The sequence below is a fragment of the Azospira sp. I09 genome (genome assembly GCF_009177135.1).
GTDB classification, from domain to species: Bacteria; Pseudomonadota; Gammaproteobacteria; order Burkholderiales; family Rhodocyclaceae; genus Azospira; species Azospira oryzae.
In genome coordinates this window covers 3,659,139-3,684,347 of sequence record NZ_AP021844.1, presented here as the reverse complement: position 1 = coordinate 3,684,347, position 25,209 = coordinate 3,659,139, and the positions used below count along the sequence as shown (strand labels likewise).

Sequence of the window (25,209 nt, the reverse complement as noted above, 5' to 3'; positions counted from 1 at the left end):
GCGGTTTTTTATTTCCGGTGCATGGATTAACATAGCGGCCATCCTTACCGGGAATCCGGCCCTTCATGCCGCCGCCCTGCGGCTTCAACCCATATCGACGCCCGTGCCCCAACACCCCCGCATTCTTTCGACCACGGCAGGCCTCCTGACATTGCTGGCGCCGACGCTGGCCCTGGCCCAGAGCGCCCCGGCAGCGACTCCCGGCGTCTCCGGCAGCAGCGTCGTGCAGGCCTTTGTCGGTCTGCTCATCATCGTTGGTCTGCTGCTGCTCGCCGCCTTTTTCATGCGCCGGATCTATGGCGGCCGCCCCTTTGGTCAGGGCCCCATGAAGTTGCTGGGCGGCATCGCCGTCGGCAACCGGGAGCGCATCCTGCTGGTGGAAGTCCAGGACACCTGGCTCATCATCGGTCTCGCCCCCGGCCAGATCCGCACCCTGCACACCCTGCCCAAGGGCGAACTGCCCCAGGGGGCAACCGGTCTGCCCGGTACTCAACCCTTTGCCCACTGGCTGAACCAGGTGATGGCACGTAAAACCGATAGTACTCAATGAATCTCGCAAAACTCCGGCCCCTGCTGCTGCTCGGCATCCTGCTGGCCCCCGCGGCCGCCCTGGCCCAGGCCGGCGGCCTACCGGCCTTCAGCAGCACCCCCGCCCCCGGCGGCGGACAGAATTACACCCTGTCCATCCAGACACTTCTGACCCTTACGGCCCTCACCTTCATTCCCGCCGTACTGCTGATGATGACCGCCTTCACCCGCATCATCATCGTCCTCTCCATGCTGCGCCATGCCATGGGCCTGCAGACCACGCCGCCCAACCAGGTGCTGCTGGGACTGGCCCTCTTCCTCACCTTTTTCGTCATGTCCCCGGTGGCCGACCGGGTCTATACCGAAGCCTACGTGCCCCTGGCGGAAAACAAGATCACTTTCCTGCAGGCCCTGGAAAAGGCCGAGCAACCGGTGCGGGGCTTCATGCTGAAGCAGACCCGGGAAGCCGACATCGCCCTCTTCGCCGGATTTGCCGGCATCAAGAACATCGAGAGCCCGGACAAGGTGCCCCTGCGCATTCTGGTCCCGGCCTTTGTCACTTCGGAACTGAAGACGGCCTTCCAGATCGGCTTCATCATCTTCATCCCCTTCCTCATCATCGACATGGTGGTGGGCAGCGTCCTGATGTCCATGGGCATGATGATGATGTCCCCGGTCATGGTGGCCATGCCCTTCAAGATGATGCTGTTCGTCCTGGTGGACGGCTGGCATCTGGTGCTCGGCTCCCTCGTCCAGAGCTTCGCCACATGACCCCCGAAACCGTCATGAACATCGGCCGCCAGGCGGTAGAAGTGACCATTCTGGTTGCATCTCCGGTACTGCTGGTAGCACTCGTAGTTGGCCTCCTGATCAGCATTTTTCAGGCGGCAACTTCCCTCAACGAAGCAACCCTGTCGTTCGTACCGAAGATCATTGCGATGTTTCTGACATTGATCTTTGCTGGTCCCTGGATGCTAGAGATGATGACTGACTATATCCAACGTCTTTATTCCAGCATCCCGAGCCTGATTGGATGATCAGCTTTACCTCTGCAGAATTAAACGCTTGGATTGCGGCCTTCATCTTTCCTCTGGTCCGCATCCTAGCTTTTGTTGCGGCTGCTCCTGTATTTAGTAACGCGGCGGTACCGCGACGTATCCGTCTGATTCTCGGTTTGGCGCTAAGTGCGGCAATCGTTCCGACCGTACCCGCATTACCGCCAATCGAACCAGCATCGGGAATAGGCTTGGCGATACTTGCCCAACAACTGTTGATCGGCATATCCCTAGCAATGGTCATGCGCTTGGTTTTTGCGGGAATTGGTTTGGCCGGCGAACTGATGAGTTTTCAGATGGGGCTGGGCTTTGCCACGATGTACGATCCACAGAATACGGCCCAAACCGGGGTAGTCGCGGAAGTCGTAACCTTATGCGCCACTATGGTTTTCTTGGCACTGAACGGGCATCTGCTCATGATTGCAGGGCTTTCCGAAAGCTTCCACATCATCCCCATCGCAACCCCATCAGTTAGCGCGGGGCTATGGCTGAACTTGGCCGAAGCAGGTGCCAACGTGTTCAGCATCGGTTTGTTGCTTTCGCTACCGGTCGTTATCTCCCTTCTGATTACCAATCTGGCCCTATCCATCCTCTCCAAGGCCGCCCCACAACTCAACCTGATGGCCATCGGCTTTCCCATTACACTGGCAATTGGACTGGCAACTTTGGCGTTGACGCTGCCTTACATGGTGCCGCCACTAACCCGGATATTTGATGAAGGATTTCGCCTCATGTTGGAGGTCTTCCTCCCGAGCAACCGATAACGAAGCTCAACCCCATCAGGGACTGCTGCGAGCCATTTGAACCAGCCCCTGTGCATAGCGCTGTGCGACCGGGGTGGACGACTCAATACCTTCTACATAATCCACCACGCGGTAAGAGGCAAAGCCATTTTCCCGCCGCAACTGCTCTGCCCTCCGCTTAATCACCATCATAGCCTCCCCGGAACCCCCGGTATGGAAGCGCTTCATTTTCAAATCAAAAACGTAAACGTTCTCACTGACCTTGGCCTCTACGATTTGCCAATTCGGCGCTAAAGGGTCATATATCTGATACAACAGCCAAGCCCCCGCCCCTGCCACAACCAGCTTTTCCAAGGAATAGCTGATCGTGCTGGTCAGTTGGAGATTGCCCTGAGGCAGCAGGGGACCGTTATTCGGATAATTTCCGTCCAGGCTTCTAAGGGACGTACATGCACCCAAAGCCAAAACAACGGCAATGCTGAAAAGAAGACGTTGCCCCATTACAGCATGCTAAACAGGCTAAGGCCCGATACTGTCATGAAAGCTTTCTGAGCTGCTTGCAACTGGACTTGTTGCTTGCTCAGGTCTGACAAAGCTGAGGCGTAATCCAAATCCCGCAAGTTGGAAATAGACTCCTCGTACTGCAAATCTAGGTCGCTGGATGAGCTAGACAGTGAATCCAGTTCAGCCAGTCGGGCTCCGACAGACGAGCGTATGGTGGAAATATTGTCTTTAGCCGCGTAAAGACCATTCAAAGCATCCGTGATCTTCCCAGGTAAAGCCGCGGCCGCTACCGGATCATTAGCCACTGGGGTATTCAAGGTATCCACCAGGTTTTTTACGGTATCAAAGATACTTTGATTTGAGACGTTACCGTTCCGATCCCGGACTTTGACGAAGATGTTTGCCCCGGACTCGGAGATACCCATATCCCGTGAAGCATCTACCTGCAAGGTGCGCTGCCCTTGGTCCCCGGAAAATACAACATAGGGATTAGCGTTATTGTAGGGTCCGGTGGCCAAGGAGGTAGCAAACGGACGCACAGTAGACTGGTAGCCGGAGAACATGTAGTGACCATTACCGTCCTGACTGTTGGCCAGGGCCACCAATTCATCCAGGCGTACCTGGAGTTCTTGGGCGATGGCTGCCCGGTTAGCATCGTTCAGAGTGGTGTTACCAGCCTGGATAGTACGATCCAAGACGTTCTGCAGCGTATTACCGGCAGCAGTAAGCTGGGTCTCGATTAATTTCAGGCTTTCCTTGGCCTGGGACTGGTTGTCCATGTACTGCGTATTCACCCCCTTGGCTTGGGTCTGAATCAGTACCTGGGAGGCCGCCACAGGATCGTCCTCAGGAGACAGAATCCGCCGGCCGGTGGCAACCTGATTATATGTCTTCAATTGGGCGGCTTGGTTGTTTAGGATGCCGGAAGTACCGGCATTGAACACCATATTGGTACTGATACGCATAGCATTTACTCCTTACAACAAACCCCACACGGCCGTTTAGCTACGGATAGACAGAATGGTGTTGAATATTTCGGATGCAATCGACATCATCTTTGCCGAGGCCTGATAGGCATTTTGGTACTTCAACAAATTTGCGGCCTCTTCGTCCAGATTAACCCCGGACTGAGCTTCCCGGGAGGCGGTGGACTGTTCCAACAAAGCCTGCTGGGCATCCCGGGTAACTTGGGATTCCTTAGTCTTGTTGCCGACACTGCTAACCACTTGGGCATAGCTGGCCTGGAAAGTAGCATCGCCACCAAACATGGTGCCTTTGGTTTGCAGCAGCCCCATACGGGAAATGTTGCGGGTATCAGACACCCCGGTGGTATTCCGCCCCAGCGTATAAACGTCACCGTTGGCAGGATTGCCACTGATTTCAAAGGTGAAACCATTCACGGTATAACGGGAGGACGGCCCACTGTAAGGTACCGCATTTGCCGGCGCCGCATAGGTCGTTGTCCCACTACTGGTGGTAACAGTAACAGAGCCGGCAAACGCCGAAAAATCAAAGGTATTGGTCCCGGAATTAAAGGTGAAGTTTGTGGGGGTGGCAGGAGTGGTATAGCCGGGAGAAACGTTCCCCCCTGAAATCACCCCTGTTCCCGTATTCGCAGTTGCCGCCGAAGAACGAACCGACTGTCCTGCTGCTATGAGTCGAGAATCAGCGGCGATAGCCGGATTCAGGGAAATATTCCGAGCGGCCTCGCGAGTCGGCTGGATCAGAAAAGAGTCACCACTAGCCATAGCACCGGTCGCAGTAAAACTAATCCCGTCGCTGGTCGTGAGGGTGGCGGACAAGGTGGCCAAGCTTGGATCCGTCCACTTTTTACCATCGCTGAGACGCTGCACCGTGTAATTGGCGCCATCGTAACTCAACCGGTAATCGCTGCCGGTCAGGTTGGTCGTGTAGTTGGCCGAGGCCAAATCCAGGGCCACTCCCGTCGCCGTCGCCACCTGCTGCACCACGCTGTTCAGAGCATTTGCACCGGTCGCCGTCCAGGTTGTCCCATCAGACTTCCGGGTTGCCGTATAGGTAGCGGAGGCAGAGTCGAAAGTCAGGGAATAGGTATTCCCATTAAGAGACATAGGAGGGGGACTAACGAAGGTAGTGGCGACCACACCGGTTCCGCTGTTTAGCGAATTGGGCCAGGTTCGGGGATTCGAAAGTTGGAAAAAAGTGGAAGCAAAGGCACCGTTTGCTGCCGTCTGACCCAACATATCCTGTCCCAGGGACTGTTGGGCATTGAAAGTCAATGCAATAGAGGCCGCCACCTGTCCAAGAGAGTTAGCCGCCTTATCCAGGGACTCGCTACGAAAACGCAGTAAGCCGCCGAGTACACCGCCAGTGAGCAGGTTTTCCGGTAGTTCCTGAGCGCCGCCCGCATTAGTCAAGGCGACTGCCATCCGTTCCGGATCTGCACTCGAAGTTTTCACCTGCAGTTCATTGGCGCGAAGCCCCACCACCAACTGCTGACCTGTACCGATGAAAACATTGAGACCACCGTTGGCATCCTCCACCGTGGTTACTGCCACCTGCTTGTTCAACTCGGCAACAAGGTAGTCCCGCTGATCCAGCAGCGAATTGGCGGGCTGGTTGGTGGCTGCCTGGGCCAACATGATTTTCTCATTCAGCTCGGCAATCTGAGTGGCATAGGAGTTAATGGAGGCTACCGTACTCTGCAACTGGTCATTAACCCCCTTATACATCCCGGAAAGACGGGACTCCATACTCTGCAGGCGACTAGTCAGTGTTTGGGCACTGGACACCATGGCATCCCGGGAAGTAATCAAGGCCGGATTAGAGGCCACTTCCTGTATTCCCTTGAAGAATGCTTGCAAGGAGGGAGACAAGCCGGCCTTTTCGTCTGCCAGCATGTTGTCAATCTGCTTGATCTGGTCGTAGTAGGTGGAGTACTCGCTGACCTTGGTCTGGGCGCTGTTGATCTGCTCGGTGACCACCTGATTATAAACACGGGAAATGGTATCAACCCGAGTTCCCATGCCGATGAAACCGGAACCGGTAGCGACAGAAATGTTGTTCGCCTGGATGATCCGCTGACGGTTGTATCCCGGGGTGTCCACATTGGCGATGTTGTTGCCCGTGGTCATCAAGCCCAGTTGGGCAGCGTTGATGCCGGTAATACCGATTCCGAAAAGACCGTTAGACATGACGCACCTCGATTCCTGCCGGGTTTAACGGCAAACTGCGGGAGAAGTTGAGGCAGGTCAGCCCTGTAGGGCCTGGCGTAAGGTAGGGCCGTTGATGATGCGGCCCAGTTTATCCGCGTACATCGGATCCGTCGCATAACCTGCCTGTTGCAGGGATCGAGCAAACTCTGTGCCATCTTGGTGACCAAGAGCACCAGAAAAGCGGGGACGCTGTAGCAGGTTGGCGTAATCCCGAAACGCCTCGGCATAGGAGCCGTAAACCCGGAATTTCTCCTCCACGGTCTCAGCCCGGCCATTCTCGTATTCGGTGGTGGTGGCGTTCACCGTCGGGCCCCGCCAGCTCTTGCCGGCTTTGATACCAAAGAGGTTGTAGCTGGTTCCGCCATCAGCTCGGCGAATTTCCGACTTACCCCAACCTGTTTCAAGTGCCGCATGGGCAATAAGGAAATGGGGAGGTACTCCGGTGGCCTGGGATGCCTCTACGGCATGGGGCCAGAGGCGATTAACAAATTCCCGGCCATTATTTGCCGGCATCTGGGGCGCAGTAGCGGCAGAATCGACAGCACCGGCGGCAACATTTGCCGCCGCCGCAGCCGCTGCTCGGGCCCCATCTTTGGCAGAGGCCTTCTCCCGGGCCAGAAGCAGAGCCTGGCGCATCACTTCCGGCGAAGCCAGTGCGGACATGGGAGACACCGCTTCCTGCAGGCCACCCCCTAGGCTGGCGCCCAAACCGCCCGCCCCTCCCCCCGCCCCCTCCTCTGGGGGCAAGAAGCGGCCCATCTGCTGTTCGATGAGTCGGGCAAAGCCCAACTGGCCGGAGGTGGACAGCTTCTGGGCCAACTGCTGGTCCAGCATGGAGGTATACAGCCGGGTCTGGTCGCTGCTGAACAGTCCGTCCTGGGGCAGGGTATCCCGCATGCTCTTCAACATCATGCCGATGAACAGGGACTCAAACTGCTGAGCCACCTGCTTCAAACCCTCCCGCGGGTTCTGCTTCAGCTTAAGGCGTAGATCTTCAGTCTGCCGTACGTCGACTGCCAGGCGGTTGGCGGAAAGGTCATCAGGCTTCATGAATGCTTGTCTGCAAAGGATGACGAGAGAAGCAAGCCTAAATCACTTCCAGCTCGGCCCGCAATGCGCCCGCCGCCTTCATGGCCTGGAGAATGGCCAGCAGGTCCTGGGGATTCGCTCCAAGGGCATTGAGCGCTTTCACCACATCAGCCAAATTGGCACTGGCCTTAACGTTCTGCAGAGCCCCTGCATCTTGTTTGATCTGGATATCCGCCTGATTGGTCACCGTCGTCTGGCCGCCAGACAAGGCATTGGGCTGACTCACATTAGCCTGATTGCCCACTGTGACATTGAGATTGCCATGGGCAACGGCACAGGCATCTACCATCACCGACTGGTTCATCACGACAGAACCGGTGCGGGAATTGACAATAACCTTAGCTGGCAATTTCTGTGGTTGAACATCCAAGTTCTCTAGACGGCCAAGGAAGGCAACCCGGGCGCTAGGATTCTCGGGAGCTCGGATCTGCACAACCCGGCCATCCAGAGCCTGGGCCACAGGACCATATTCCCGCCCCATTTCCCGATTGATCACTTCCACCATGCGTTGGGCCGTGCCGAAGTCAGTAGTATTTAACTCATAGTGCACATAGGGGCCCTGTCCGACGGCCGTCGGAACCTCTCGTTCCACCGTAGCCCCCCCGGCGATCCGCCCAGCGGACAAATGATTGATCTGGGCCGAAGAGCCTCCGGCGGAAGCCCCCGCACCGCCAACCACCACATTGCCCTGTGCCATGGCATACACATTGCCATCAGCGCCCTTCAGAGGAGTCATCACCAGGGTGCCACCGCGCAGACTCTTGGCATTACCCATGGAAGAGACTGTAACGTCGATCTGCTGGCCTGGCTTCGCGAAAGCCGGCAAGTTTGAGGTAACCATCACCGCAGCCACATTACGTAGTTGTAAAGACTGCCCGGGAGGCAGGGTCACCCCCAACTGAGAAAGCATGTTGATGATGCTCTGTACGGTGAAGGGGGTCTGGGTGGTCTGGTCGCCACTACCATCCAAGCCCACCACCAGACCGTAGCCCACCAATTGGTTATTACGCACACCCTGAACATTGGCCAGATCCTTGATGCGCTCAGCCTGGGCAGGTAGCGGCAAAAATAGCAAAAGGGAAGCGGCAACAATTGCCCCCCCCCGCCAGGTATTCCCCAAATTCAGGCCCATGATCCTTCTCCTGCGTTTTCTCCTAGAACGGTAGGAAAGTAAGGAAGAATCGTGCCAACCAGCCCATTACCTGAGCCTCATTAATGTAACCAGAGGACTTGTATTCGATCCGAGCGTCAGCCATCTGGGAAGAATTCACTGTATTGGCGGCAGTGATCTGGTAAGGATTGACAATACCGGAGACGCGGATGAACTCCTGGCCTTGGCCGATGGCCACCTGCTTTTCTCCGGACAGCAGCAGATTGCCATTTGGCAGTACCTCAATGACGGTTGCAGTCATGGTGCCGGTAAATACGTTGCTACCGCCGGACTCACCCTTACCGGCAAAGGTATCGGAACTGGAAGCACTGGCATTCAGCCCCTGAAATGTTTTGCCGGGAACACCGTCGAGGGCCGTAACGGAAGCATTGACGGAACCCGTTTTTTGGGCGCTGGACGCGCCCTTGATAGTGGCCTGGGTATTCTCGACGATATTCACCACAAGAGTATCGCCAACGAAGCGTGCACGGCGGTCCTCGAACAGGGGCCGACTAGCGCTCTGCTGATAGATGCCGCCGTTATTTGCCGCTAAGTCACCCCGAGGCTGGGGACGAGCCGTCATAGGCTGGTGCACATTGGTGGGCGGCACGGAGGCACAACCGGCAAGTATTGCCAGGGTGGCCAGGAATAGGCCGGCAATTGTGGTTTTCATTGTATTACCCCGCATCAGTCTTACATTTGGGTCAGGCGGCCCAGCATCTGGTCGGACGTGGACACTACTTTGGAGTTCAGTTCATAAGCCCGCTGGGTCTGGATCATCGACACCAACTCTTCCGCCACATTGACGTTGGAAGTTTCCACGTACTTGTGGTTGAGAACACCCAGGCCGTTGGTTCCCGGAGTATTGGGGGTCGGAGTGCCGCTAGCGGAGGTTTCCAGATAGAGGTTCTCACCCACACTCTGCAAGCCCGAAGGATTGATGAAACTCACTAATTGGATCGCACCAATCTGGATGGCGGCAGTATTCCCGGGCTGGGTAATGCTAACCGTGCCGTCCTTACCGATGGTCAGGGAGGTGGCATTCTGGGGAATGGTGATGGAAGGCTGTAGGGGATAGCCACTAGCCGTCACCATCTGGCCCTGGTTATCCTTGTGGAACGAACCGTCCCGCGTATAGGCTGTGGAACCATCCGGCATGAGAATTTGGAAAAAGCCAGCACCGTTGATGGCTACATCCAGATCGTTACCAGTCTGCTGCAAATTGCCCTGGGTGTGGATACGTTCGGTAGACACAGGTTTGACCCCGGTACCCAGCTGCAGACCGGCGGGAATCTGGGTCTGCTGGGAAGACTGGGCGCCAGGCTGGCGCAGAGTCTGATACAACAGGTCTTCGAAGACCGCGCGGGATTTTTTGAAGCCGTTGGTGGAGGTATTCGCCAGGTTGTTGGCGATAACGTCCAGCTGCATTTGCTGGGCATCTAGGCCGGTACGGGCAATCCAGAGGGAGCGGATCATGGTTATTTCCTAGTCGAATCCAGGGTCAGCGGGCGTAGGCCAGGAGCTGGCCGGAGGCACGGGCGTTAGCATCAGCGTTTTGCAGCATTTTCATCTGCATATCGAATTGGCGAGCGATGGAAATCATATTGACCATGGCATCCACCACATTCACATTGCTGCCTTCCAGGGTTTCCGGGGCAACGCGGACATTGGCGTCCAACTCGGCAGGCTGACCGTTCTTCTGACGAAACAGCCCATCGGCGCCACGCTCCAACTGCTCCTCAGGGGGATTAACCAGCTTCAGGCGGCCGACCACATTGGTGGTATTCGGAGTACCGAAGGTGGGAACCACGGAAATGGTACCGTCCGGAGCAATGGCGATGGTGGAATCCGGCGGAATGCTGATGGGACCACCCTCTCCCATGACATTGTTGCCATCCTTGGTCTGCAGCTGGCCGTTGGCATTGACATTGAAACTGCCGGCTCGCGTGTAACCTTCACGGCCATCAGCACCCTGTACCGCGATCCATCCCTTGCCCTGAACAGCCACATCCAGAGAACGGCCGGTGAACATCATCGGCCCCTGGTCCATGACATCCTTCACAGAAGCATCCACCGTAAAGGTGCGGGAAGGGAAGCCCTCCCCCTGCAGGGGCACCGCCCGGAAATGATGTTCCTGGGAGCGGTAGCCGATGGTGGAAGCGTTCGCCAGATTGTGCGCCACGCCGGCCTGCCGCATGAAAGCATGCTTGGCACCGGTCATGGAGGTATATATCAGGCGATCCATTGGTGTAGTCCGTACAGTTGAGGTAGGTGATTCAGCTTATTGATCAGCGCAGATTGACGATGGTCTGCATGATCTGGTCCTGGGTCTTGATGGTCTGGGAGTTGGCCTGGTAGTTTCGCTGCTGGGTGATCATTTTCACCAGCTCCGAAGTCAGGTCCACATTGGACTCTTCCACCGCATTGGATTGCACCGCACCGAGGCGGCCGCTACCCGGGGACCCTACAGTAGGCTGGCCAGACTCCGAAGTCTCGATCCACTGATTGCCACCGATGGACTGCAGGCCATTGGGGTTGTCAAAGTTAGCCAGCACCATCTGCCCGATATTGCGAGTCTGACCGTTGCTGTAACGCCCCTGGATAACACCTTCACTGCTGATGCTCATACCATTCAGGTTGCCAGCACTGTAACCATCTTGCAGCATGCGCTTGACTGAGGTGGCTTGGCCGGTCTGGGTGCTACCGGTGAAGTTGATATTGAAGGCCAGGGTGGCTGCCGCGCCGTTGTTGGGCACGGCAGGGTTGGCAGTCTGCAGGTCAGACACAACCTTATTGATATTGAAGGATAGGGCAGCCTCGAAAGGGGTGGTGGTATCCCCATTGAAGCTCACCAATTGACCGCTGGTGTTGAAGGTCACCGGGACCCCCACGTCCATGTTCAAGGGAGTGTTGCCGTCCACCGAACGTGTGGATGTGCCATCCACGGAACCATACATGCGCCAGCTGTTTGTAGCTGCTTCCTTGACGAAGTAATAGGTCAGGGTATGGGCATTACCCAAGGTATCGTAAATAGTCTGGGCCGTGGAGTAGTTGTACATGGCCGGGTCAACGCTGGGAATGGCCTGGGCGGCGGGCGGAGCAGTCCAGGTCTTGGATTTTTCCCGGGAGTCCAGAGCTAGGGACAGGCGTACCCCGGCGTATTCCCCACCAACACTCTGACCGGTAGCCACCGGATTCAGGCTGAGGAGGTCGGGGGTAATCTGTAATTCCGTCGGCGTCTGGGGACGGATGGTGCCGTCGGCACCGGCGGGATAGCCCGTCAGGCGCAGATTTTGGTCATTGACAATGTAACCGTTCTTGTCCAGATGGAACTGGCCGTTGCGGCTGTAGCTCACCGCGCCGTTCTGGCTGAGGCGGAAAAAGCCGTTGCCGTTGATGGCAATGTCCAGGGTATTGTTGGTGGTAGACACGTTCCCCTGGGTGAATTGCTGCATGATGGCGGCCAAATTGGTACCGATACCGATCTGGCTTGCCCCCCCGTTACCCAGGGAAGCAGCATAGACATCGGCGAAATGGCCCTCGGCAGCCTTAAAGCCTACCGTGCTGGAGTTGGCAACGTTGTTGCCGATGACGTCCAAAGCCTTTGCCGAGGAATTGAGGCCGCTCAAGCCTTGCTGGAATGCCATATCTTTCTCCTGCCTTACAGAATTTGCCGTACATCGTCATAGTTGATCAGGGTGCCGGTGCCCACATCAAGCTGGTAACCCGACTTCCCTCGTACTACAGCAGAAACCATGCCAAGCTGCAGGGGGCGACTGGTCACCGCCGTACCGCCCTTAGTAGCCTCTACCGTCACGGTATAGGTTCCGTCCTTCAACACCGTGTCAGTATCATCCTTGCCATCCCAGGCATAGAGATGGCTGCCAGCCTTAGCGGCACCGAGATCCACGGTATTTACCACCTTGCCGTCGGCATCCTTGATGGTCAGGGTTACCTTATCCGCATCGCCGTCCAGCTCAAAACCGCCTACCGCCTGGCTCTTCACTAGGCCAAGATTGCCGCCCGGGATGAGGACGTTTTTGCCGAGCATTGCCGCCGCCTGCATGGACTGGGAAGCGTTGTAGGTGCTCATCATGCTGGATAGGGTGGAATTGAGTTTTTCGATGCCGCTAACGGTATTGATCTGAGCCAGCTGGCTGGTCATTTCGGCGCTCTGCATGGGATTCAGTGGATCCTGGTTACGTAACTGGGTCACCAGCATGGTCATGAATTGGTTCTGAATCTCGTCAGCAGAGCTCTTACTGGAAGATTTGTCGGTGGTCTTGCCTGTGGACACACCATTAAGACCGGAATAGGGATTGTTTTCGACGGTGGTAGCCATGTTCATTTACTCCTGCAGTCGGGTTACTGGCCCATGGCCAGCGTGCGCATCAGCAATGTCCTGGCCGTGTTCATCACGTCAGCATTGCTCTGATAGGAACGGGAGGCAGAAATCATATTGACCATCTCCTCCACCACATCCACGTTAGGCATCGAGACGTAGCCGTCGGCATTTGCTGCCGGATTTTTGGGATCAAACACCATACGAGGCGGCGCAGCGCTCTCTACTACCTCTTTGACCCGCACCCCCTGGGCTGCCTCACTGCCGACTGGAGTGGTTTCGAAGACCACCTGCTTGGCCCGATAGGGACGGCCGTCGGCGCTGGTGATGCTATCGGCGTTGGCCATATTCGAGGCCACGGCATTGAGACGGACGGATTGGGCGGTGAGAGCGCTGCCCGCCACGTGGAACATATTGAAAATACTCATGGCTTAGATTTCCTTATTGGCCGCCCTGGCCCTGGATAGCCGACAGCATGGTCTTAAACTGGCCGCCGATGAACTGAACGCTGGCCTCGTACTGCATGGCGTTTTCCGCGAATTTGGCCCGCTCAATGTCCATGTCCACCGTATTGCCGTCAGCGCTAGGTTGGAAGGAACTGCGGTAAAGCAGGGGCGCAGGGCCAGAATTGCCGGCACCAGCGATGTGCCGGGTGGAGGTGCGAGCCAAGCCCAGGTCACCGGTCTGCTTGCCCGCCAAGGCATTGTCCAGGGCGGCGGAGAAATCGAGGTCCCGAGCCTTGTAGTTGGGCGTGTCCGAGTTGGCGATATTCGCGGCTAGCACCTGCTGCCGATAGGCCCGCAAGCCCAGTGCTTGGCGATGAAAATTGATGGTTTGATCAAGCTTGCTCACCATGGCTACACCTTTACATTTGTCTTGCAACAAGCAATGCATACTTCGTGCCAGAAATTCACTCAGTGACCGAGTGGGAAGTCTCGGTGTGAGCAAAAAAGGAGCTGGCCCCAACGGCAAATCTTGCCGCGTCCGGCAGGAACAGATACCGGTTTCCTACCGCCTGGGGCAAAATAGGCCCATGACTACCCTTGCCCGACTCCTGATCCGCCTGCGCTTGCTAGGTCGCAAGTCCGCCTTTCTGTTGCTTGTCTTCCTTTCATCTTGGGTATGGGCCCAGAGCAGCGGAGACGTTGTCATCAATGCTGTAGACCAGTTCCTCCGCACCCAGACCAAAGGCCTACCCGGCCGGGTCCAGTTCAGTATCAGCCCCCTGGATAGTCGGACCCAACTCACCCCCTGCCCCGCTGTCGAAGCTTTTCTCCCGCCCGGGTCTAGACTGTGGGGGAAAGTCACCGTGGGGGTTCGTTGCCTAGGCGATGCCGGCTGGATTATCTATGTCCCCGCCCAAGTCAGCGTTCAGGCCAACTACATCATCAGCGCCCGCCCCCTAAGTCCGGGACACCCCCTTTCGCTCAACGATGTATCCACTCAAAGCGGGGATTTAGCCAGTCTGCCGGCCGGAGTTGTCACTGACGCCCGGCAAGCCATTGGCAAAACCGTCCGCAACGCCATCGGAGCAGGACAGCCGCTACGGGCGGAAATGCTTATGGCGCCCCTAGTAATTCAGCAAGGGCAGACAGTAAAAATTCTCTCCCGAGGCCCTGGATTCTCAGCAAGCAGCGAAGGTCGAGCCATGAACAATGCTGCAGACGGCCAGATTGCCCAGGCCCGCACAGCCAACGGCCAGAGCGTTAGCGGTATTGCCAGGCCAGGCGGCATCATCGAAATCGGTTACTGAGCCCGCACCCAACCCCGGAGGTAACTAAGACTTTCATGCTCGCTTCCGCTAGAATGGAGAAGGGTGTAGGTACTGCAAAAGCCGCATTGCGGCCTCAAGTTTTGCCGCCTCATGTCGTAGTAGTGTTTGAGAAATACTTATTGAAAGGGTTCGCCGTGAAAATTGACGCCTCTCTCGCCCCGGCCGGCAGCCCCGGATTAGAGACAGCAAAGCGCGCCAGCCGGCCCCAATCCCCCGTCACTGAAGGTGGCGGGGAGGTTCAGTTGAGCCTATCGGGACGCCTACACTCCAGCTTGGAAGCAGACGGAGCAGGCCAAGTGGATTCCAGCCGGGTAGCCGCCATCAAACAGGCCATCGCGGAAGGACGGTTCTCCATCAATGCCGGAGCAATCGCTGACCGACTCATAAGTTCGGCACAGGAGTTGCTCGCAAAGCAGGCCAAGACCTGACTTGCCCCGTAGGGGCTTAACGCCTATGCCCGATGTTATTCACTCCCTACCTGATCATTTGGCCGCTGAGTCCGAGCTAATGGAGTCATTCGTCGCCCTGCTGCAGAAGGAACAGGAAGCCATAAAGGGCGGTGATACCCAAGCGATGGAACACATCACTGCGGAAAAGATGACCTTGGTAGCCGCCCTCAACCGTCAGAGCGATAATCGCAACCAGTTCCTCTCTACCTGCGGCCTACAGCATGACCGAACTGGGATAGAAGCGTGGCTAGCGGAAAATCCAAAAGCGGCACATATCGCCGACCTGTGGGGCCAGCTGAAAAAGCTCGTGGCGGAGGCCAAGGAACTGAACCTTTTGAACGGCAAACTCATCTCCATGCGCATGCAGCACAATCAACAGTTGCTCAACGCCTTGGTGACCACCTCCAGGTCTCATAACAGCCTCTACGGCCCTGATGGGCAGCCTACTCAGCTCTCCGGCCGGCGCATCATTGACGCCGCCTGAGTTTGCCCTATGCGCCCCCAGAATTTCTTCCACTCTCCTGTAGAGAGTATCCCTGCTTTTAATTGGTAACCGCAGCAGTTCCTGGCGCGGTAGGCGTTGGCTTTTCCGGCAGCATGGAATCAATCAGGATGCTGACCCGCCGGTTCCGGGCCCGCCCTTCCACCGTCTCATTCATCTCGACCGGCCGGGTTTCGCCGTAACCGATGGCTGTCAGATGGGTAGGAGCGACTCCGGCATCGACAAACAACCGCAGCACCGTGGTGGCCCGCACCGCTGACAACTCCCAGTTAGACGGGAATTGGGTGGTCCGGATGGGGATGTTGTCGGTATGTCCTTCGATGGTGATGGGGAAATCGGTCGGCGCCAGTACCTCACCGACCGCCCGCATGGCCCGGATGGAGGTCTGTTCCAGCTGGGCCTGACCTGGGGCGAAGAGAATGCTGTCGTTGATTTCGATAGTGACGCCACGGGCCGTTTCCAGCACCCTGACCTTGCCCTGCTGCACCAGGGGCGCCAGGACGGCAAAAATGTCCTTGGCCACATTGCGCATCTTGTCCCGTTGCTGCTGTTTGGCCTCGACGACCTTGGGATCCTCCTTCACCACGATCTGCTTGACCACACTGTCCGGCGTCCGCTTGGGCACGACCGTGATGGCGCCCCCATCGACGATGGAGGGGTTCTTGAAGGCAGTGATCAGGGAATCCGATAGCACCCGGTACTTGCCCTCGTTCACCGACGAGATGGCGTACATCACCACGAAGAAGGCAAACAGCAGAGTAATGAAGTCGGCGTAGGAAACGAGCCAGCGCTCCAGATTCTCATGCTCGTCCGCGTGCTTTTTATTGCGGCGTCCCATGGGATCAGCTCACATAACCCTGGAGGCGGCTCTCGATGATGCGCGGGTTGTCGCCGTTGGCGATGCCGACCAGGCCATCCACCAGCATTTCCCGCAGGGTCACCAGGCGGGCGATATGAGCCTTCAGTTTGGTGGACATGGGAATCAGCACCAGGTTGGCCATGCCGACGCCGTAAATGGTGGCCACGAAGGCGACGGCGATACCGGCCCCCAACTTGGAGGGATCGGACAGGTTCTCCATCACGTGGATCAGACCCATCACCGCGCCGATAATGCCGATGGTGGGAGAGAAACCGCCGGCGGATTCCCAGAACTTGGCACCGGCCTTCAGTTCCTCTTCATAGGTGCCGATTTCCACCTCCAGCACCTCCCGCAGACGTTCCGGCTCAGCACCGTCCACCAGCAGTTGCAGCCCCTTCTGGATAAACGGGTCGCGCAACTGGGCGATGAATCCCTCCAGGGCCAGCAGGCCCTCGCGCCGGGAGACATGACTCCAGTCGGAAATGCTGTTGATCATCCAGGCGTGATTGACCGCCGGCGGCACCCACACCCACTTGAGCATCTTGAAAGCCCGGACCACGGTGGATACGGGACTCTGCAGCAGGACGGCACCGAAGGTCCCCCCCAGCACGATCATGGCGGCGGTGGGCTGCAGCAGGGAGCCGAGGTGCCCACCTTCGAGAATCTGACCCCCGATGATGGCACCAAGCCCCAGGAGCAAACCGATAATGCTTATGCTATCCATGGCGTTTTTTCTTCTTTCCTGAAGTCTCACCCAGAACCTTGGCCCGCAAGCGGGCGATGGCCTGACTATGCAGCTGACAGACGCGGGACTCGGTCACCCCCATGACTTCGCCGATTTCCCGCAGATTGAGGTCCTGCTCATAGTAGAGGGCCATCATCAATTTTTCCCGTTCCGGCAGCTCGCCGATGGAAGCCACCAGGGTCTGCCGCAGGCTCTGCTCCTCGAGCAGGCGCAGGGGATCGGCATCGTGATCCGTCAGGTGGCGCTCCAGGAAGCCTTCCTCGCCCTCTTCGGTGAAATCCTCGAAATAGAGCAGTTGGTGGCCCCGGGCTTCGCCCAGCATTTTCTGGTAATCGGCCAGGGACATGTCCATGGCTTCGGCCAACTCTTTTTCAGTCGGCACGCGGCCGTGCTCCTGTTCGAGTTGGGTGATGGCTTGTTCGATGCGGCGCAGGTCCCGGCGCAATCCCCGGGGCAGCCAGTCGTTTTCCCGCAGGCCATCCAGCATGGCCCCCCGGATGCGCTGCGCCGCGTAGGTCTCGAACTGGGCGCCGTGCCCGGTCTCGAACCGGTTCATGGCATCCAGCAGACCGATCATCCCGTTCTGCACCAAATCCTCCACCTGCACACTGGACGGCAGGCGTGCCATCAGGTGGTAAGCGATGCGCTTGACGAGAGGAGCGAAGCGCTGGACGAGCTGTTCCTTGTCGAGCTGACCAGCGGCGTTATACATATGTCGGTTGGGCTATCCGGCGTGGATAGGGCTCGGCGTAATGCGTTGGCTCAAGTGTAGCAGCTGTTGCACGAATTGTTCGAGTCCGCCCCCTTCCCTACCCGACTGGGGCCAGTGCAGCATGTCGGCCGCCAGGCCGCGCAGGCTGCGGGCCGCCGGGCTATCCGGGAACGCCGTGACCACGGGCTGGGCGAGTCGGGCCGACTGGCGCAGGGCATCGTCCAGGGGGATGCAGCCGCTGTAGTCCAGGCTGACATGCAGGCGCTGGCTGGCAACCTGGGCAATGTTGTCGAAAATCGCTTCCGCATCGGCGGCGGCCTTGACCTTGTTCACCAGGATGCGGAAGTCGCGCCGGGCGTAGCCGGTGCTCATTTTCTTGATCAGGGCATAGGCCTCGGTGATGGCGGAGCCGGTGGCAGAGAGCACGATCACCGTTTCCTGGGCTGCCAGGCCAAGGGGCGAGAAACCCAAGGGATGATCCACCGCCGTATCCACCAGGATGACGTCGGCCGGATGCTCCATCTCCGCCAGGCCTTCCACCAGAGCCTGCTTCTGGGCCAGGGAAAAACGGGAAAGTTTCTTCACGGCCCGGGCCGCCGGCAGCAGGCGCACGCCGGCACCAGCGGCGAGCAGCACCTCTTCCAGGGGCTTTTCCCGATTCACCACGTGCACCAGGTCATAACGGGCCGGCACGCCGAACAGGGCCGCCTGGTTATCGGCGCCGGTGTTCTCGTCCAGGATCAGGACTTCCTTGCCCTGGCGCGCCAGGGCCGCTGCCAGATTGGCCACGGCAACGCTTTTGCCGACGCCTTCGCAGCCGGCGGCGAAACTCACCACCCGCAGTTGCTCGCGTCCGAACAGGCGGCGCAACCCGGCCGCCTGGTCACCCCGGAATTCAGCCACGACGGCCTCCATAGGTGCCGGTCAGGCCCGCATTGGCCATCATCAGGGCCGGCTCGACGCCGGCATAGCGATGGGGAGAGGTTTCCGGCAGGTCCTTGAAGGCCCGGTGCAGCAGATAGGCCCGGTTAGGCAGGTGCAGATCTTCCGGCACGCGCTGGCCGTTGGAGACGTAGTGCAGCTTGAGGCCGTGGCGCATGATGGCATCCAGGGGCGTCGCCAGGCTGGCAGCTTCGTCCACCTTGGTCAGGATGCAGCCGGCCAGGTCTTCGCCCTGGTAGGCGGAAATCACATCATCCAAAGTATCGCCGCGGCTGGTGGCCGACAGGCAGAGCAGGCGGCGCACGTCGCCGTTGGCGCCCATCAGCATGGAGATCTGCTCGGCCACCAGGCGGTCCTTCTGGCTCATGCCCATGGTGTCGATCAGCACCATGTGCTTGTGGGACAGCTCTTCCAGGGTATTGCGCAGGTCGCCCACGTCCCGCACCAGATGCACGGAAACGCCGAGGATGCGGCCGTAGATGCGCAACTGCTCATGGGCGCCGATCCGGTAGCCGTCGGTGGTGACCAGGGCCAGCTTGTCGGCGCCATGGCGTACCACGCAGCGGGCGGCCAGCTTGGCGGTGGTAGTGGTCTTGCCGACCCCGGTTGGGCCCACCAGGGCGTACACGCCGCCCCGGTCGATGATGTCGTTGTCGTTGCCGATGGTCAGCAGGGAACGGTCGGCAGCGCCCTTGATCCAGGCCTGGGCCTGGGAGGCATCCAGTTCGGCAGGCAGTTCGGCCAGCAGTTCGCGGGAAAACTGGGGGGAGAAACCGGCATCCAGCATCTGGCGCAGCATGTCCGTCTTCACCGGCTCCATGCGGGCGGTCTCGCCCCAGGCGAAACCGGCCATGTGCTGCTCGACGATTTTGCGCAGGGCGCGGATCTCTTCCATCATGACCGCAGCCGGGATTTCCTCTTCCTCGCGCACCGCGCGGGTAGCGCCGGAGCGGGCGGCCATCTCGGGACGGGGCGCCGGACGCTGAGCCGGGCGGGCGACGGCCGGGATGGGGCCACTGGCGGGGTTTGCAGCGGCACCACGCTGGGAAGGCTGCATTTCTGCGGCTCGGGGAGCAGGGGCAGGCCGGGCCGGTGCCGCAGCTGGTGCAGGGCGGGAGGCGCTGGAGAGGCTGACCTTGTAGTCCTCCACCGCCACCTCGTCCCGGGAGGGACCGGGCACGATCATGGCCATGTCGCGGGAAGCGACCGCCATGATTTCCACGCCGCCGGGAACGCCCCGGTTGGAGAGGATGATGGCGTCGGGACCCAAGGTCTCTTTGACCTTACGCAGGGCTTCCCGGGCATTTACGGCGATGAATTTTTTGACGTTCATGATCTACCCCCGATGAGCGAGGTGACTTTGATGATTTTGGATTCGGGAACTTCACTGTGGGCGATCACCTTGAGCTGGCTCACGGTGCGCCGCAGGAAGCGGGAAAGAAGGGTACGGATGCTGGCCGGCACCAGCAGCACCGCGGGCAGGCCCAGCTCTTCCTGACGCTGGGCGGCGGCGGCGGTCTCGCGCATCAGGGTATCGGCCAGGCCGGGCTCCAGGCTGCCTTCGCCGGAACCGGCAACGGCCTGGACCAGGATGCGTTCCAGTTGGGGGTCCAGGGACATGACCTGCATGTCGGCGGTGCCGGGATAGAGCTGCTGGATGATGCTGCGCCCCAGGGCGACGCGCACGGTGGAGGTCAGGGCCTCCGGATCGCCGTTGCGAGGCGCGTGATCGGCCAGGGTTTCGATGATGGTGCGCATGTCGCGGATATGCACGCCCTCTTCCAGCAAATTCTGCAGCACCTTCTGCAGCGTTCCCAGGGGAATGACCTTGGGCACCAGATCCTCGGCCAGCTTGGGCATTTCCTTGGCCAGATGGTCCAGCAGCTGCTGGGTTTCCTGGCGCCCCAGGAGTTCGGCGGCATGGGACAGGATCAGGTGGTTGAGGTGGGTGGCAACCACGGTGGAGGCATCCACCACGGTGTAGCCGTAGGACTGGGCCTGTTCCCGCAGGCTGGAGTCAATCCAGACAGCCGGCAGGCCGAAGGCCGGATCCTTGGTCGGGGTTCCGGACACAGTACCGGCCACGCGGCCGGGATTGATGGCCAGGAACTGACCGGGGAAGGCTTCGCCGCCGCCGACCTCGACCCCCTTCAGCTGGATGCGATAGGCGTTGGGGCGCAGTTCCAGGTTGTCCCGGATGTGCACCGGCGGCACCAGGAAGCCCACTTCCTGGGCAAATTTCTTGCGGATGCCGCGGATGCGCCGCAGCAGTTCCCCATCCTGGGACTTGTCCACCACCGGGATCAGACGGTAGCCCACTTCCAGACCCAGCACGTCCAGCGGCGCCACGTCGTTCCAGCTGGCTTCCATGTTCTCGGGCGCCGGCGGCGCCTGCACCGGCACCGGCGCAGTCTTGACCAGCTCGGCCCGCTTGGAAAGCAGGTAACCCAAGCCACCCAACATGGCGGCAAGGAGGATGAAAACAAAGTTGGGCATACCCGGAATCAGGCCCATGATCCCGAGAATGGCAGCGGTAATCCACATCACCCGGGGATTGGCGAACATCTGGCCAAGGAACTGGCTGCTGATGTCCTGGTCATCCCCCACCCGGGTCACCACCATACCGGCAGCGATGGAAATGATCAGCGCCGGAATCTGGGCCACCAGGCCGTCGCCGATGGTCAGCAGGGTGTAGTTCTTGGCCGCCACCCCCACGTCCATGTTGTGCTGCAGGACGCCGACGATGAGGCCGCCGATGACGTTGATCAGCATGATGATGATGCCGGCCATGGCATCACCGCGCACGAACTTGGAGGCACCGTCCATGGAACCGTAGAAATCGGCTTCGCTGGCCACCTCAGCCCGGCGGCGGCGCGCCTCGTCCTCGGCAATGAGACCGGCGTTGAGGTCGGCGTCGATGGCCATCTGCTTGCCGGGCATGGCATCCAGGGTGAAACGGGCTGCCACTTCGGCCACCCGGCCGGCACCCTTGGTGATGACCATGAAGTTGATGATCACCAGGATCAGGAAAACGACGATACCCACCGCCGTATTGCCGCCCACCAGGAAGTGGCCGAAGGCTTCGATCACCTTGCCGGCGGCGTCCGGCCCCGTATGCCCCTGCAGCAGCACCACCCGGGTCGAGGCCACGTTCAGGGACAGGCGCAACAGGGTGGTCACCAGCAGGATGGTGGGGAAGACGGAGAAGTCCAGGGGCTTGAGCGTATAGATCGCCACCAGCAGGACGATGATGGAAAGGGCGATGTTGAAGGTGAAGAAGAGGTCCAGGGCAAAGGCCGGCAGGGGCAGGACCATCATCGCCAGGATCATCAGGATCAGGACGGGTGCCGCCAGCTGGCGCGGATTGAGGCGCCCGAACAGGCCTTGCAGGGACATGGCGTTACTAGCCATTGGCAGCCTCCACCATCATGTCCTGGGGAATGGGAAGATCCCGGGGCGGCACCGGATAGCTGCCGCCGACTTCCCGATAACGGTTCAATTGATAGACGTAGGCCAGCACTTCGGCGACCGCGTTGTACAGGGCGCCGGGAATCTCATCCTCAAGCTCGGCGAAGCGGTACAGCGTACGAGCCAGGGGCGGCGCTTCCAGGAGGGGCACGCCATGCTCTGCACCGATCTCCCGGATGCGCAAGGCCACGGCATCCACGCCCTTGGCCACCACTTTGGGCGCCCGCATGCCTGCGGTGTAAGCCAAAGCAACAGCAAAGTGGGTCGGGTTGGTGACGATGACGTCGGCCTTGGGCACCGCGCTCATCATGCGACGCTGGGCAGCCTCGCGCTGCAGGCGGCGGATGCGTCCCTTGACCTCGGGACTACCTTCCATTTCCTTGTGTTCCTGCTTGACCTCTTCCTTGGTCATCTTCAGCTTGTCGTAGTACTGCCACAGCTGGAAGGGCACGTCGGCGGCAACGATGAGGAACATGGCCGCCACAATCAGGAGAAAACTCCAGGAAATCATGTCGCCAGCCATAGCCAGACCGGCATCCAGGGGCAGGGAGAGCAACTGGAAGAGCTGGTCCTGCTCACGCCAGATAACCCATACCGCCACGCCGCCGATGAGACCGGCCTTGGCCACGGCCTTGACCATCTCGACCAGCCCGTTCCACGAGAAAACGCGCTTGATGCCGTTCAGCGGATTGAGACGGGTCAGATCGGGGGTAAAAGCTTTGGGGGCGAAATTCCAGGCATTCAGGAGAAAGGGGGATGCCAGCGCTGCCAGCACCAATGCCAGGATCAGGGGCCAAAAAGCAACCACTGCGTCCCAGGACAAGGCTGAAAAACGGGTCAGGGCATATTCGGGATCATCCACGGCTCGCCTGTCCCACACCAGCCCTTTGCGGAACACCAGGGAAAGACGCTGCACGAACCAGCCGCCGAGGAACCATACCGTGCCGGCGGAAACGATCAGGACGAGAAAAGAGCCCAGCTCCCGGGAATGGGGAACCTGACCCTGCTCCCGGGCCTGCTCTATGCGCCTGCCTGTTGGCGCTTCTGTTTTCTCGAGATCGCTATCTTCCGCCATGACCGGCATCCATATGGATTACGGCCATTATAGGAAAAAATCAAAAAAATTAAAGAGGTAAGCGATTTATTTTGTGAACAGTCTCAAAATTTTGCCGCTCCTCGGCAACTTTTGCCGCCCTGTAAACGACACCGGGGAGGCCAAGCCTCCCCGGTAGTACGTTGACTGCTAAGGGTTTTCAGGCGAATTCCAGCGCCCGCGCGCCGCCGCCCGGCCCCAGATCCAGATGCTGCCCCAGATCCGAGAGCAGCTCCTTCATATCCAGGATCAAAACGATCTGGCCATTGGACAGGGTGGTAACACCGGCCACGCCACGGGGACGGAAGTCGTCGAGGGACTTGATCACGGCATCGTCCCGGCCGGCGAAGCTGTCCACCGACAGGATGAAGCTGCGCTCCGCCGTCTGCATCAGCACCCCATACTCGGGATCCCGATCCTGGGGCCAGCCCAGCAGGCGGGCCAGGGAAATGACCGGCAGGATTTCGCCGCGCACCACCAGGGTCTCCTTGCCGCCCACTTCCTGCAGCTTGTCCTTCTCGATGGGCAGGATTTCCCGGACCATGGACAGGGGCAGTGCAAAAGGCTGATCGCCGAGCAGCACCAGCAGCACCGGCAGAATGGCCAGGGTCAGGGGCAGGGAGATGATGAAAACGGAGCCCTTGCCCGGCTCGGAACGGATCTCGATGGCGCCGTTGAGCTTCTGGATGTTGGTCTTGACCACGTCCATGCCCACACCGCGGCCGGACACGTCGGAAATCTGGGATTTGGTGGAGAAGCCGGGCAGGAAGATCAGGTTCAGGCTCTGGCGTTCGTCCAGGGTATTGGCTTCCTCTTCGGAAATCAGCCCCTTTTCGATGGCCTTGGCCCGGATGCGCTCGGCGCTCATGCCGCGGCCGTCGTCGGCCACGATCAGGACGATGTGGTCACCTTCCTGACGCGCCTCCAGGCGCACCACGGATTTCACCGGCTTGCCGGCCGCCGAACGTTCGTTGGACGGCTCCACGCCGTGGTCCACCGCATTGCGGATCAAGTGGATCAGGGGATCTGCCAGATCCTCGATCATGGTCTTGTCCACTTCGGTTTCTTCACCGGCCAGCACCAGTTCCACATCCTTGCCCAGCTGCCGCGCCAGATCGCGGGCAATCCGGGGATATTTCTGGAACAGGCGGCCGATCGGCTGCATGCGGGTCTTCATGACCGAGTTCTGCAGGTCGGACACCAGCAGATCCAGCTGGCTGACGGCCTGATCCAGGGCATGCAGGGTTTCGGCGTCGGTCTTGCCGGCCAGGATATCGGCCCGCAGGCTGGTCAGCCGGTTCTTGGTCAGGCCGATCTCGCCGGACAGGTTGAGCACCTGGTCGAGACGGGCCGTATCGACACGGATGGTATTTTCCCGTACCGCGGCACGCTCTTCGACGCGGCGCCCCACCGGCGCGCCGCCGGCCCCCGGCTTGTCGTTTACACGACGGCCGGAAGGCGGGAAATGGGGTTGCACCGGGGCTTCCGCCACCACCACTTCGGCAGCAGCAGGGACCACGGCCGCAGGTGCGGCAGGCGCCACACCGGTCACTGCCGCATGCAAGGCCTGCCAGTCGGGCTCGCCGGACTGGGCTGCCGGGGCAGCAGCAGGCGCCGCCACCGGCTCGGCAGCGACGGCTGCCGGAGCGTGGGCTTCCCCACCTTCCAGCACATGCCGCAGGGCATCCAGCATATCGTCTGGAGCAGGACGGGGCTGCACGCCGCCGGAAAGCTCGCCGAACATGTCGCGCACCCCCTTGGTGGCGGCCATGATGATATCCATGAGCTCAGGCGAGAGCTGCATTTCCCCATTGCGCAGGCGGTCGAACAGGTTCTCCGTCAGGTGGCACAGAGTCACCAGTTCGGTTGCATTGAGGAAGCCGGCACCACCCTTGATGGTGTGGAAGCCGCGGAAAATGTCGTTCAACAAGCCCCGGTCGTCTGGCGCCTTCTCCAGATCCACCAGTTTATTGTCCACATCGGACAGAAGGTCGTTGGCCTCCTGCAGGAAATCCTGCAGCAGGTCTTCCATTCCGGCGAAGTCGCTCATGGCGCTACTC

27 protein-coding genes are annotated in these 25,209 nt (G+C 59.5%); 7 read left to right on the top strand and 20 right to left on the bottom strand.

Annotation, left to right across the window (positions count from 1 at the left end; translation table 11 throughout):
- The first annotated feature begins 103 nt into the window (after positions 1-103).
- From fliO to fliR, 4 genes are read left to right on the top strand one after another with little or no spacing between them, the layout of a single operon-like run.
- On the top strand, positions 104-550 hold the full coding sequence (fliO, locus tag AZSP09_RS17275; protein WP_232058819.1) for a flagellar biosynthetic protein FliO: 447 nt from the start codon (positions 104-106) through the stop codon (positions 548-550).
- Complete coding sequence (gene fliP / locus AZSP09_RS17270; protein ID WP_152090748.1) at positions 547-1,299, top strand: flagellar type III secretion system pore protein FliP; 753 nt, start codon at positions 547-549, stop codon at positions 1,297-1,299. Before fliO ends, fliP begins: the two co-directional genes overlap by 4 nt.
- Positions 1,296-1,565: a flagellar biosynthesis protein FliQ gene (gene fliQ / locus AZSP09_RS17265; protein WP_152090747.1), complete on the top strand. Its 270-nt coding sequence runs from the start codon at positions 1,296-1,298 to the stop codon at positions 1,563-1,565. The genes fliP and fliQ overlap by 4 nt, the downstream gene beginning before the upstream one ends.
- A complete protein-coding gene (gene fliR / locus AZSP09_RS17260) occupies positions 1,562-2,347 on the top strand; it encodes a flagellar biosynthetic protein FliR (RefSeq protein ID WP_152090746.1) in 786 nt (261 codons plus the stop codon). The genes fliQ and fliR overlap by 4 nt, the downstream gene beginning before the upstream one ends.
- Before the next feature lie 15 nt (positions 2,348-2,362).
- On the opposite strand, the gene AZSP09_RS17255 is transcribed toward fliR, so the two are convergent.
- From AZSP09_RS17255 to flgB, 12 genes are read right to left on the bottom strand one after another with little or no spacing between them, the layout of a single operon-like run.
- Entirely contained in the window at positions 2,363-2,827 is a 465-nt protein-coding gene (locus AZSP09_RS17255; RefSeq protein WP_152090745.1) for a hypothetical protein, read from the bottom strand.
- Positions 2,827-3,795 carry a flagellar hook-associated protein FlgL gene (flgL, locus tag AZSP09_RS17250; protein WP_152090744.1) on the bottom strand — a complete coding sequence of 323 codons (969 nt, stop codon included), beginning with the start codon at positions 3,793-3,795 and terminating at the stop codon, positions 2,827-2,829. The genes AZSP09_RS17255 and flgL overlap by 1 nt, the downstream gene beginning before the upstream one ends.
- Before the next feature lie 36 nt (positions 3,796-3,831).
- Positions 3,832-6,003: a flagellar hook-associated protein FlgK gene (gene flgK / locus AZSP09_RS17245; protein ID WP_152090743.1), complete on the bottom strand. Its 2,172-nt coding sequence runs from the start codon at positions 6,001-6,003 to the stop codon at positions 3,832-3,834.
- A 57-nt stretch (positions 6,004-6,060) separates the two neighbouring features.
- On the bottom strand, positions 6,061-7,074 hold the full coding sequence (gene flgJ, locus AZSP09_RS17240) for a flagellar assembly peptidoglycan hydrolase FlgJ (RefSeq protein WP_152090742.1): 1,014 nt from the start codon (positions 7,072-7,074) through the stop codon (positions 6,061-6,063).
- A 37-nt stretch (positions 7,075-7,111) separates the two neighbouring features.
- Positions 7,112-8,245: a flagellar basal body P-ring protein FlgI gene (locus AZSP09_RS17235; protein WP_172974791.1), complete on the bottom strand. Its 1,134-nt coding sequence runs from the start codon at positions 8,243-8,245 to the stop codon at positions 7,112-7,114.
- A gap of 22 nt (positions 8,246-8,267) precedes the next feature.
- Positions 8,268-8,936 (bottom strand): flagellar basal body L-ring protein FlgH, encoded by a 669-nt coding sequence (locus tag AZSP09_RS17230; protein ID WP_152090741.1) that lies wholly within the window; start codon positions 8,934-8,936, stop codon positions 8,268-8,270.
- Between the two features lie 20 nt (positions 8,937-8,956).
- Entirely contained in the window at positions 8,957-9,739 is a 783-nt protein-coding gene (gene flgG, locus AZSP09_RS17225) for a flagellar basal-body rod protein FlgG (protein WP_152090740.1), read from the bottom strand.
- A 25-nt stretch (positions 9,740-9,764) separates the two neighbouring features.
- Positions 9,765-10,508, bottom strand: a complete 744-nt coding sequence (gene flgF / locus AZSP09_RS17220) for a flagellar basal-body rod protein FlgF (protein WP_152090739.1) — start codon at positions 10,506-10,508, stop codon at positions 9,765-9,767.
- A gap of 43 nt (positions 10,509-10,551) precedes the next feature.
- Positions 10,552-11,910: a flagellar hook protein FlgE gene (gene flgE, locus AZSP09_RS17215; RefSeq protein ID WP_152090738.1), complete on the bottom strand. Its 1,359-nt coding sequence runs from the start codon at positions 11,908-11,910 to the stop codon at positions 10,552-10,554.
- A gap of 14 nt (positions 11,911-11,924) precedes the next feature.
- On the bottom strand, positions 11,925-12,605 hold the full coding sequence (locus AZSP09_RS17210; protein WP_152090737.1) for a flagellar hook assembly protein FlgD: 681 nt from the start codon (positions 12,603-12,605) through the stop codon (positions 11,925-11,927).
- 23 nt (positions 12,606-12,628) lie between these two features.
- Positions 12,629-13,033, bottom strand: coding sequence for a flagellar basal body rod protein FlgC (flgC, locus tag AZSP09_RS17205; RefSeq protein ID WP_152090736.1), 405 nt, complete (start codon positions 13,031-13,033; stop codon positions 12,629-12,631).
- A 13-nt stretch (positions 13,034-13,046) separates the two neighbouring features.
- Positions 13,047-13,460 (bottom strand): flagellar basal body rod protein FlgB, encoded by a 414-nt coding sequence (gene flgB, locus AZSP09_RS17200; protein ID WP_152090735.1) that lies wholly within the window; start codon positions 13,458-13,460, stop codon positions 13,047-13,049.
- 178 nt (positions 13,461-13,638) lie between these two features.
- Between flgB and flgA the strand changes: the two genes are divergently transcribed.
- The 3 genes from flgA to AZSP09_RS17185 are packed head-to-tail and all read left to right on the top strand — an operon-like array spanning position 13,639 to position 15,312.
- The gene (flgA, locus tag AZSP09_RS17195; RefSeq protein WP_152090734.1) at positions 13,639-14,358 is read left to right on the top strand and encodes a flagellar basal body P-ring formation chaperone FlgA; all 720 of its coding nucleotides are present in this window, start codon (positions 13,639-13,641) and stop codon (positions 14,356-14,358) included.
- A 35-nt stretch (positions 14,359-14,393) separates the two neighbouring features.
- On the top strand, positions 14,394-14,807 hold the full coding sequence (gene flgM / locus AZSP09_RS17190) for a flagellar biosynthesis anti-sigma factor FlgM (RefSeq protein ID WP_332066711.1): 414 nt from the start codon (positions 14,394-14,396) through the stop codon (positions 14,805-14,807).
- 25 nt (positions 14,808-14,832) lie between these two features.
- Positions 14,833-15,312, top strand: coding sequence for a flagella synthesis protein FlgN (locus AZSP09_RS17185; RefSeq protein WP_152090733.1), 480 nt, complete (start codon positions 14,833-14,835; stop codon positions 15,310-15,312).
- A gap of 58 nt (positions 15,313-15,370) precedes the next feature.
- Here the strand turns inward: AZSP09_RS17185 and motD are convergent, their stop codons facing one another.
- From motD to AZSP09_RS17145, 8 genes are all read right to left on the bottom strand, one after another.
- Positions 15,371-16,168 (bottom strand): flagellar motor protein MotD, encoded by a 798-nt coding sequence (gene motD, locus AZSP09_RS17180; RefSeq protein WP_152090732.1) that lies wholly within the window; start codon positions 16,166-16,168, stop codon positions 15,371-15,373.
- Positions 16,169-16,172: 4 nt separating this feature from the next.
- Positions 16,173-16,913 carry a flagellar motor protein gene (locus tag AZSP09_RS17175; RefSeq protein ID WP_014236811.1) on the bottom strand — a complete coding sequence of 247 codons (741 nt, stop codon included), beginning with the start codon at positions 16,911-16,913 and terminating at the stop codon, positions 16,173-16,175.
- Entirely contained in the window at positions 16,906-17,646 is a 741-nt protein-coding gene (locus AZSP09_RS17170) for an RNA polymerase sigma factor FliA (RefSeq protein WP_014236810.1), read from the bottom strand. The genes AZSP09_RS17175 and AZSP09_RS17170 overlap by 8 nt, the downstream gene beginning before the upstream one ends.
- 12 nt (positions 17,647-17,658) lie before the next feature.
- Positions 17,659-18,549, bottom strand: a complete 891-nt coding sequence (locus AZSP09_RS17165; RefSeq protein ID WP_232058817.1) for a MinD/ParA family ATP-binding protein — start codon at positions 18,547-18,549, stop codon at positions 17,659-17,661.
- Positions 18,542-19,921 (bottom strand): flagellar biosynthesis protein FlhF, encoded by a 1,380-nt coding sequence (gene flhF, locus AZSP09_RS17160; RefSeq protein ID WP_152090730.1) that lies wholly within the window; start codon positions 19,919-19,921, stop codon positions 18,542-18,544. Before flhF ends, AZSP09_RS17165 begins: the two co-directional genes overlap by 8 nt.
- Positions 19,918-21,999 carry a flagellar biosynthesis protein FlhA gene (gene flhA, locus AZSP09_RS17155; protein ID WP_152090729.1) on the bottom strand — a complete coding sequence of 694 codons (2,082 nt, stop codon included), beginning with the start codon at positions 21,997-21,999 and terminating at the stop codon, positions 19,918-19,920. The genes flhF and flhA overlap by 4 nt, the downstream gene beginning before the upstream one ends.
- Complete coding sequence (gene flhB, locus AZSP09_RS17150; protein WP_014236806.1) at positions 21,992-23,131, bottom strand: flagellar biosynthesis protein FlhB; 1,140 nt, start codon at positions 23,129-23,131, stop codon at positions 21,992-21,994. Before flhB ends, flhA begins: the two co-directional genes overlap by 8 nt.
- A gap of 178 nt (positions 23,132-23,309) precedes the next feature.
- Positions 23,310-25,199 (bottom strand): chemotaxis protein CheA, encoded by a 1,890-nt coding sequence (locus AZSP09_RS17145; RefSeq protein ID WP_014236805.1) that lies wholly within the window; start codon positions 25,197-25,199, stop codon positions 23,310-23,312.
- Positions 25,200-25,209: the final 10 nt, after the last annotated feature.

Bases quoted from the DNA above. Each gene is read 5' to 3' on its own strand.
- AZSP09_RS17235 (WP_172974791.1), bottom strand. From the start codon at position 8,245: ATGGGCCTGAATTTGGGGAATACCTGGCGGGGGGGGGCAATTGTTGCC.
- motD (WP_152090732.1), bottom strand. From the start codon at position 16,168: ATGGGACGCCGCAATAAAAAGCACGCGGACGAGCATGAGAATCTGGAG.
- AZSP09_RS17145 (WP_014236805.1), bottom strand. From the start codon at position 25,199: ATGAGCGACTTCGCCGGAATGGAAGACCTGCTGCAGGATTTCCTGCAG.
- fliQ (WP_152090747.1), top strand. From the start codon at position 1,296: ATGACCCCCGAAACCGTCATGAACATCGGCCGCCAGGCGGTAGAAGTG.
- flhA (WP_152090729.1), bottom strand. From the start codon at position 21,999: ATGGCTAGTAACGCCATGTCCCTGCAAGGCCTGTTCGGGCGCCTCAAT.
- flgK (WP_152090743.1), bottom strand. From the start codon at position 6,003: ATGTCTAACGGTCTTTTCGGAATCGGTATTACCGGCATCAACGCTGCC.
- flgF (WP_152090739.1), bottom strand. From the start codon at position 10,508: ATGGATCGCCTGATATATACCTCCATGACCGGTGCCAAGCATGCTTTC.
- flgE (WP_152090738.1), bottom strand. From the start codon at position 11,910: ATGGCATTCCAGCAAGGCTTGAGCGGCCTCAATTCCTCGGCAAAGGCT.
- AZSP09_RS17210 (WP_152090737.1), bottom strand. From the start codon at position 12,605: ATGGCTACCACCGTCGAAAACAATCCCTATTCCGGTCTTAATGGTGTG.
- fliP (WP_152090748.1), top strand. From the start codon at position 547: ATGAATCTCGCAAAACTCCGGCCCCTGCTGCTGCTCGGCATCCTGCTG.
- flgG (WP_152090740.1), bottom strand. From the start codon at position 9,739: ATGATCCGCTCCCTCTGGATTGCCCGTACCGGCCTAGATGCCCAGCAA.
- flgC (WP_152090736.1), bottom strand. From the start codon at position 13,033: ATGAGTATTTTCAATATGTTCCACGTGGCGGGCAGCGCTCTCACCGCC.
- flgB (WP_152090735.1), bottom strand. From the start codon at position 13,460: ATGGTGAGCAAGCTTGATCAAACCATCAATTTTCATCGCCAAGCACTG.
- flgL (WP_152090744.1), bottom strand. From the start codon at position 3,795: ATGCGTATCAGTACCAATATGGTGTTCAATGCCGGTACTTCCGGCATC.
- flgJ (WP_152090742.1), bottom strand. From the start codon at position 7,074: ATGAAGCCTGATGACCTTTCCGCCAACCGCCTGGCAGTCGACGTACGG.
- AZSP09_RS17255 (WP_152090745.1), bottom strand. From the start codon at position 2,827: ATGGGGCAACGTCTTCTTTTCAGCATTGCCGTTGTTTTGGCTTTGGGT.
- fliR (WP_152090746.1), top strand. From the start codon at position 1,562: ATGATCAGCTTTACCTCTGCAGAATTAAACGCTTGGATTGCGGCCTTC.
- AZSP09_RS17175 (WP_014236811.1), bottom strand. From the start codon at position 16,913: ATGGATAGCATAAGCATTATCGGTTTGCTCCTGGGGCTTGGTGCCATC.
- flgM (WP_332066711.1), top strand. From the start codon at position 14,394: ATGCTCGCTTCCGCTAGAATGGAGAAGGGTGTAGGTACTGCAAAAGCC.
- flhB (WP_014236806.1), bottom strand. From the start codon at position 23,131: ATGGCGGAAGATAGCGATCTCGAGAAAACAGAAGCGCCAACAGGCAGG.
- flhF (WP_152090730.1), bottom strand. From the start codon at position 19,921: ATGAACGTCAAAAAATTCATCGCCGTAAATGCCCGGGAAGCCCTGCGT.
- AZSP09_RS17170 (WP_014236810.1), bottom strand. From the start codon at position 17,646: ATGTATAACGCCGCTGGTCAGCTCGACAAGGAACAGCTCGTCCAGCGC.
- AZSP09_RS17185 (WP_152090733.1), top strand. From the start codon at position 14,833: ATGCCCGATGTTATTCACTCCCTACCTGATCATTTGGCCGCTGAGTCC.
- AZSP09_RS17230 (WP_152090741.1), bottom strand. From the start codon at position 8,936: ATGAAAACCACAATTGCCGGCCTATTCCTGGCCACCCTGGCAATACTT.
- flgA (WP_152090734.1), top strand. From the start codon at position 13,639: ATGACTACCCTTGCCCGACTCCTGATCCGCCTGCGCTTGCTAGGTCGC.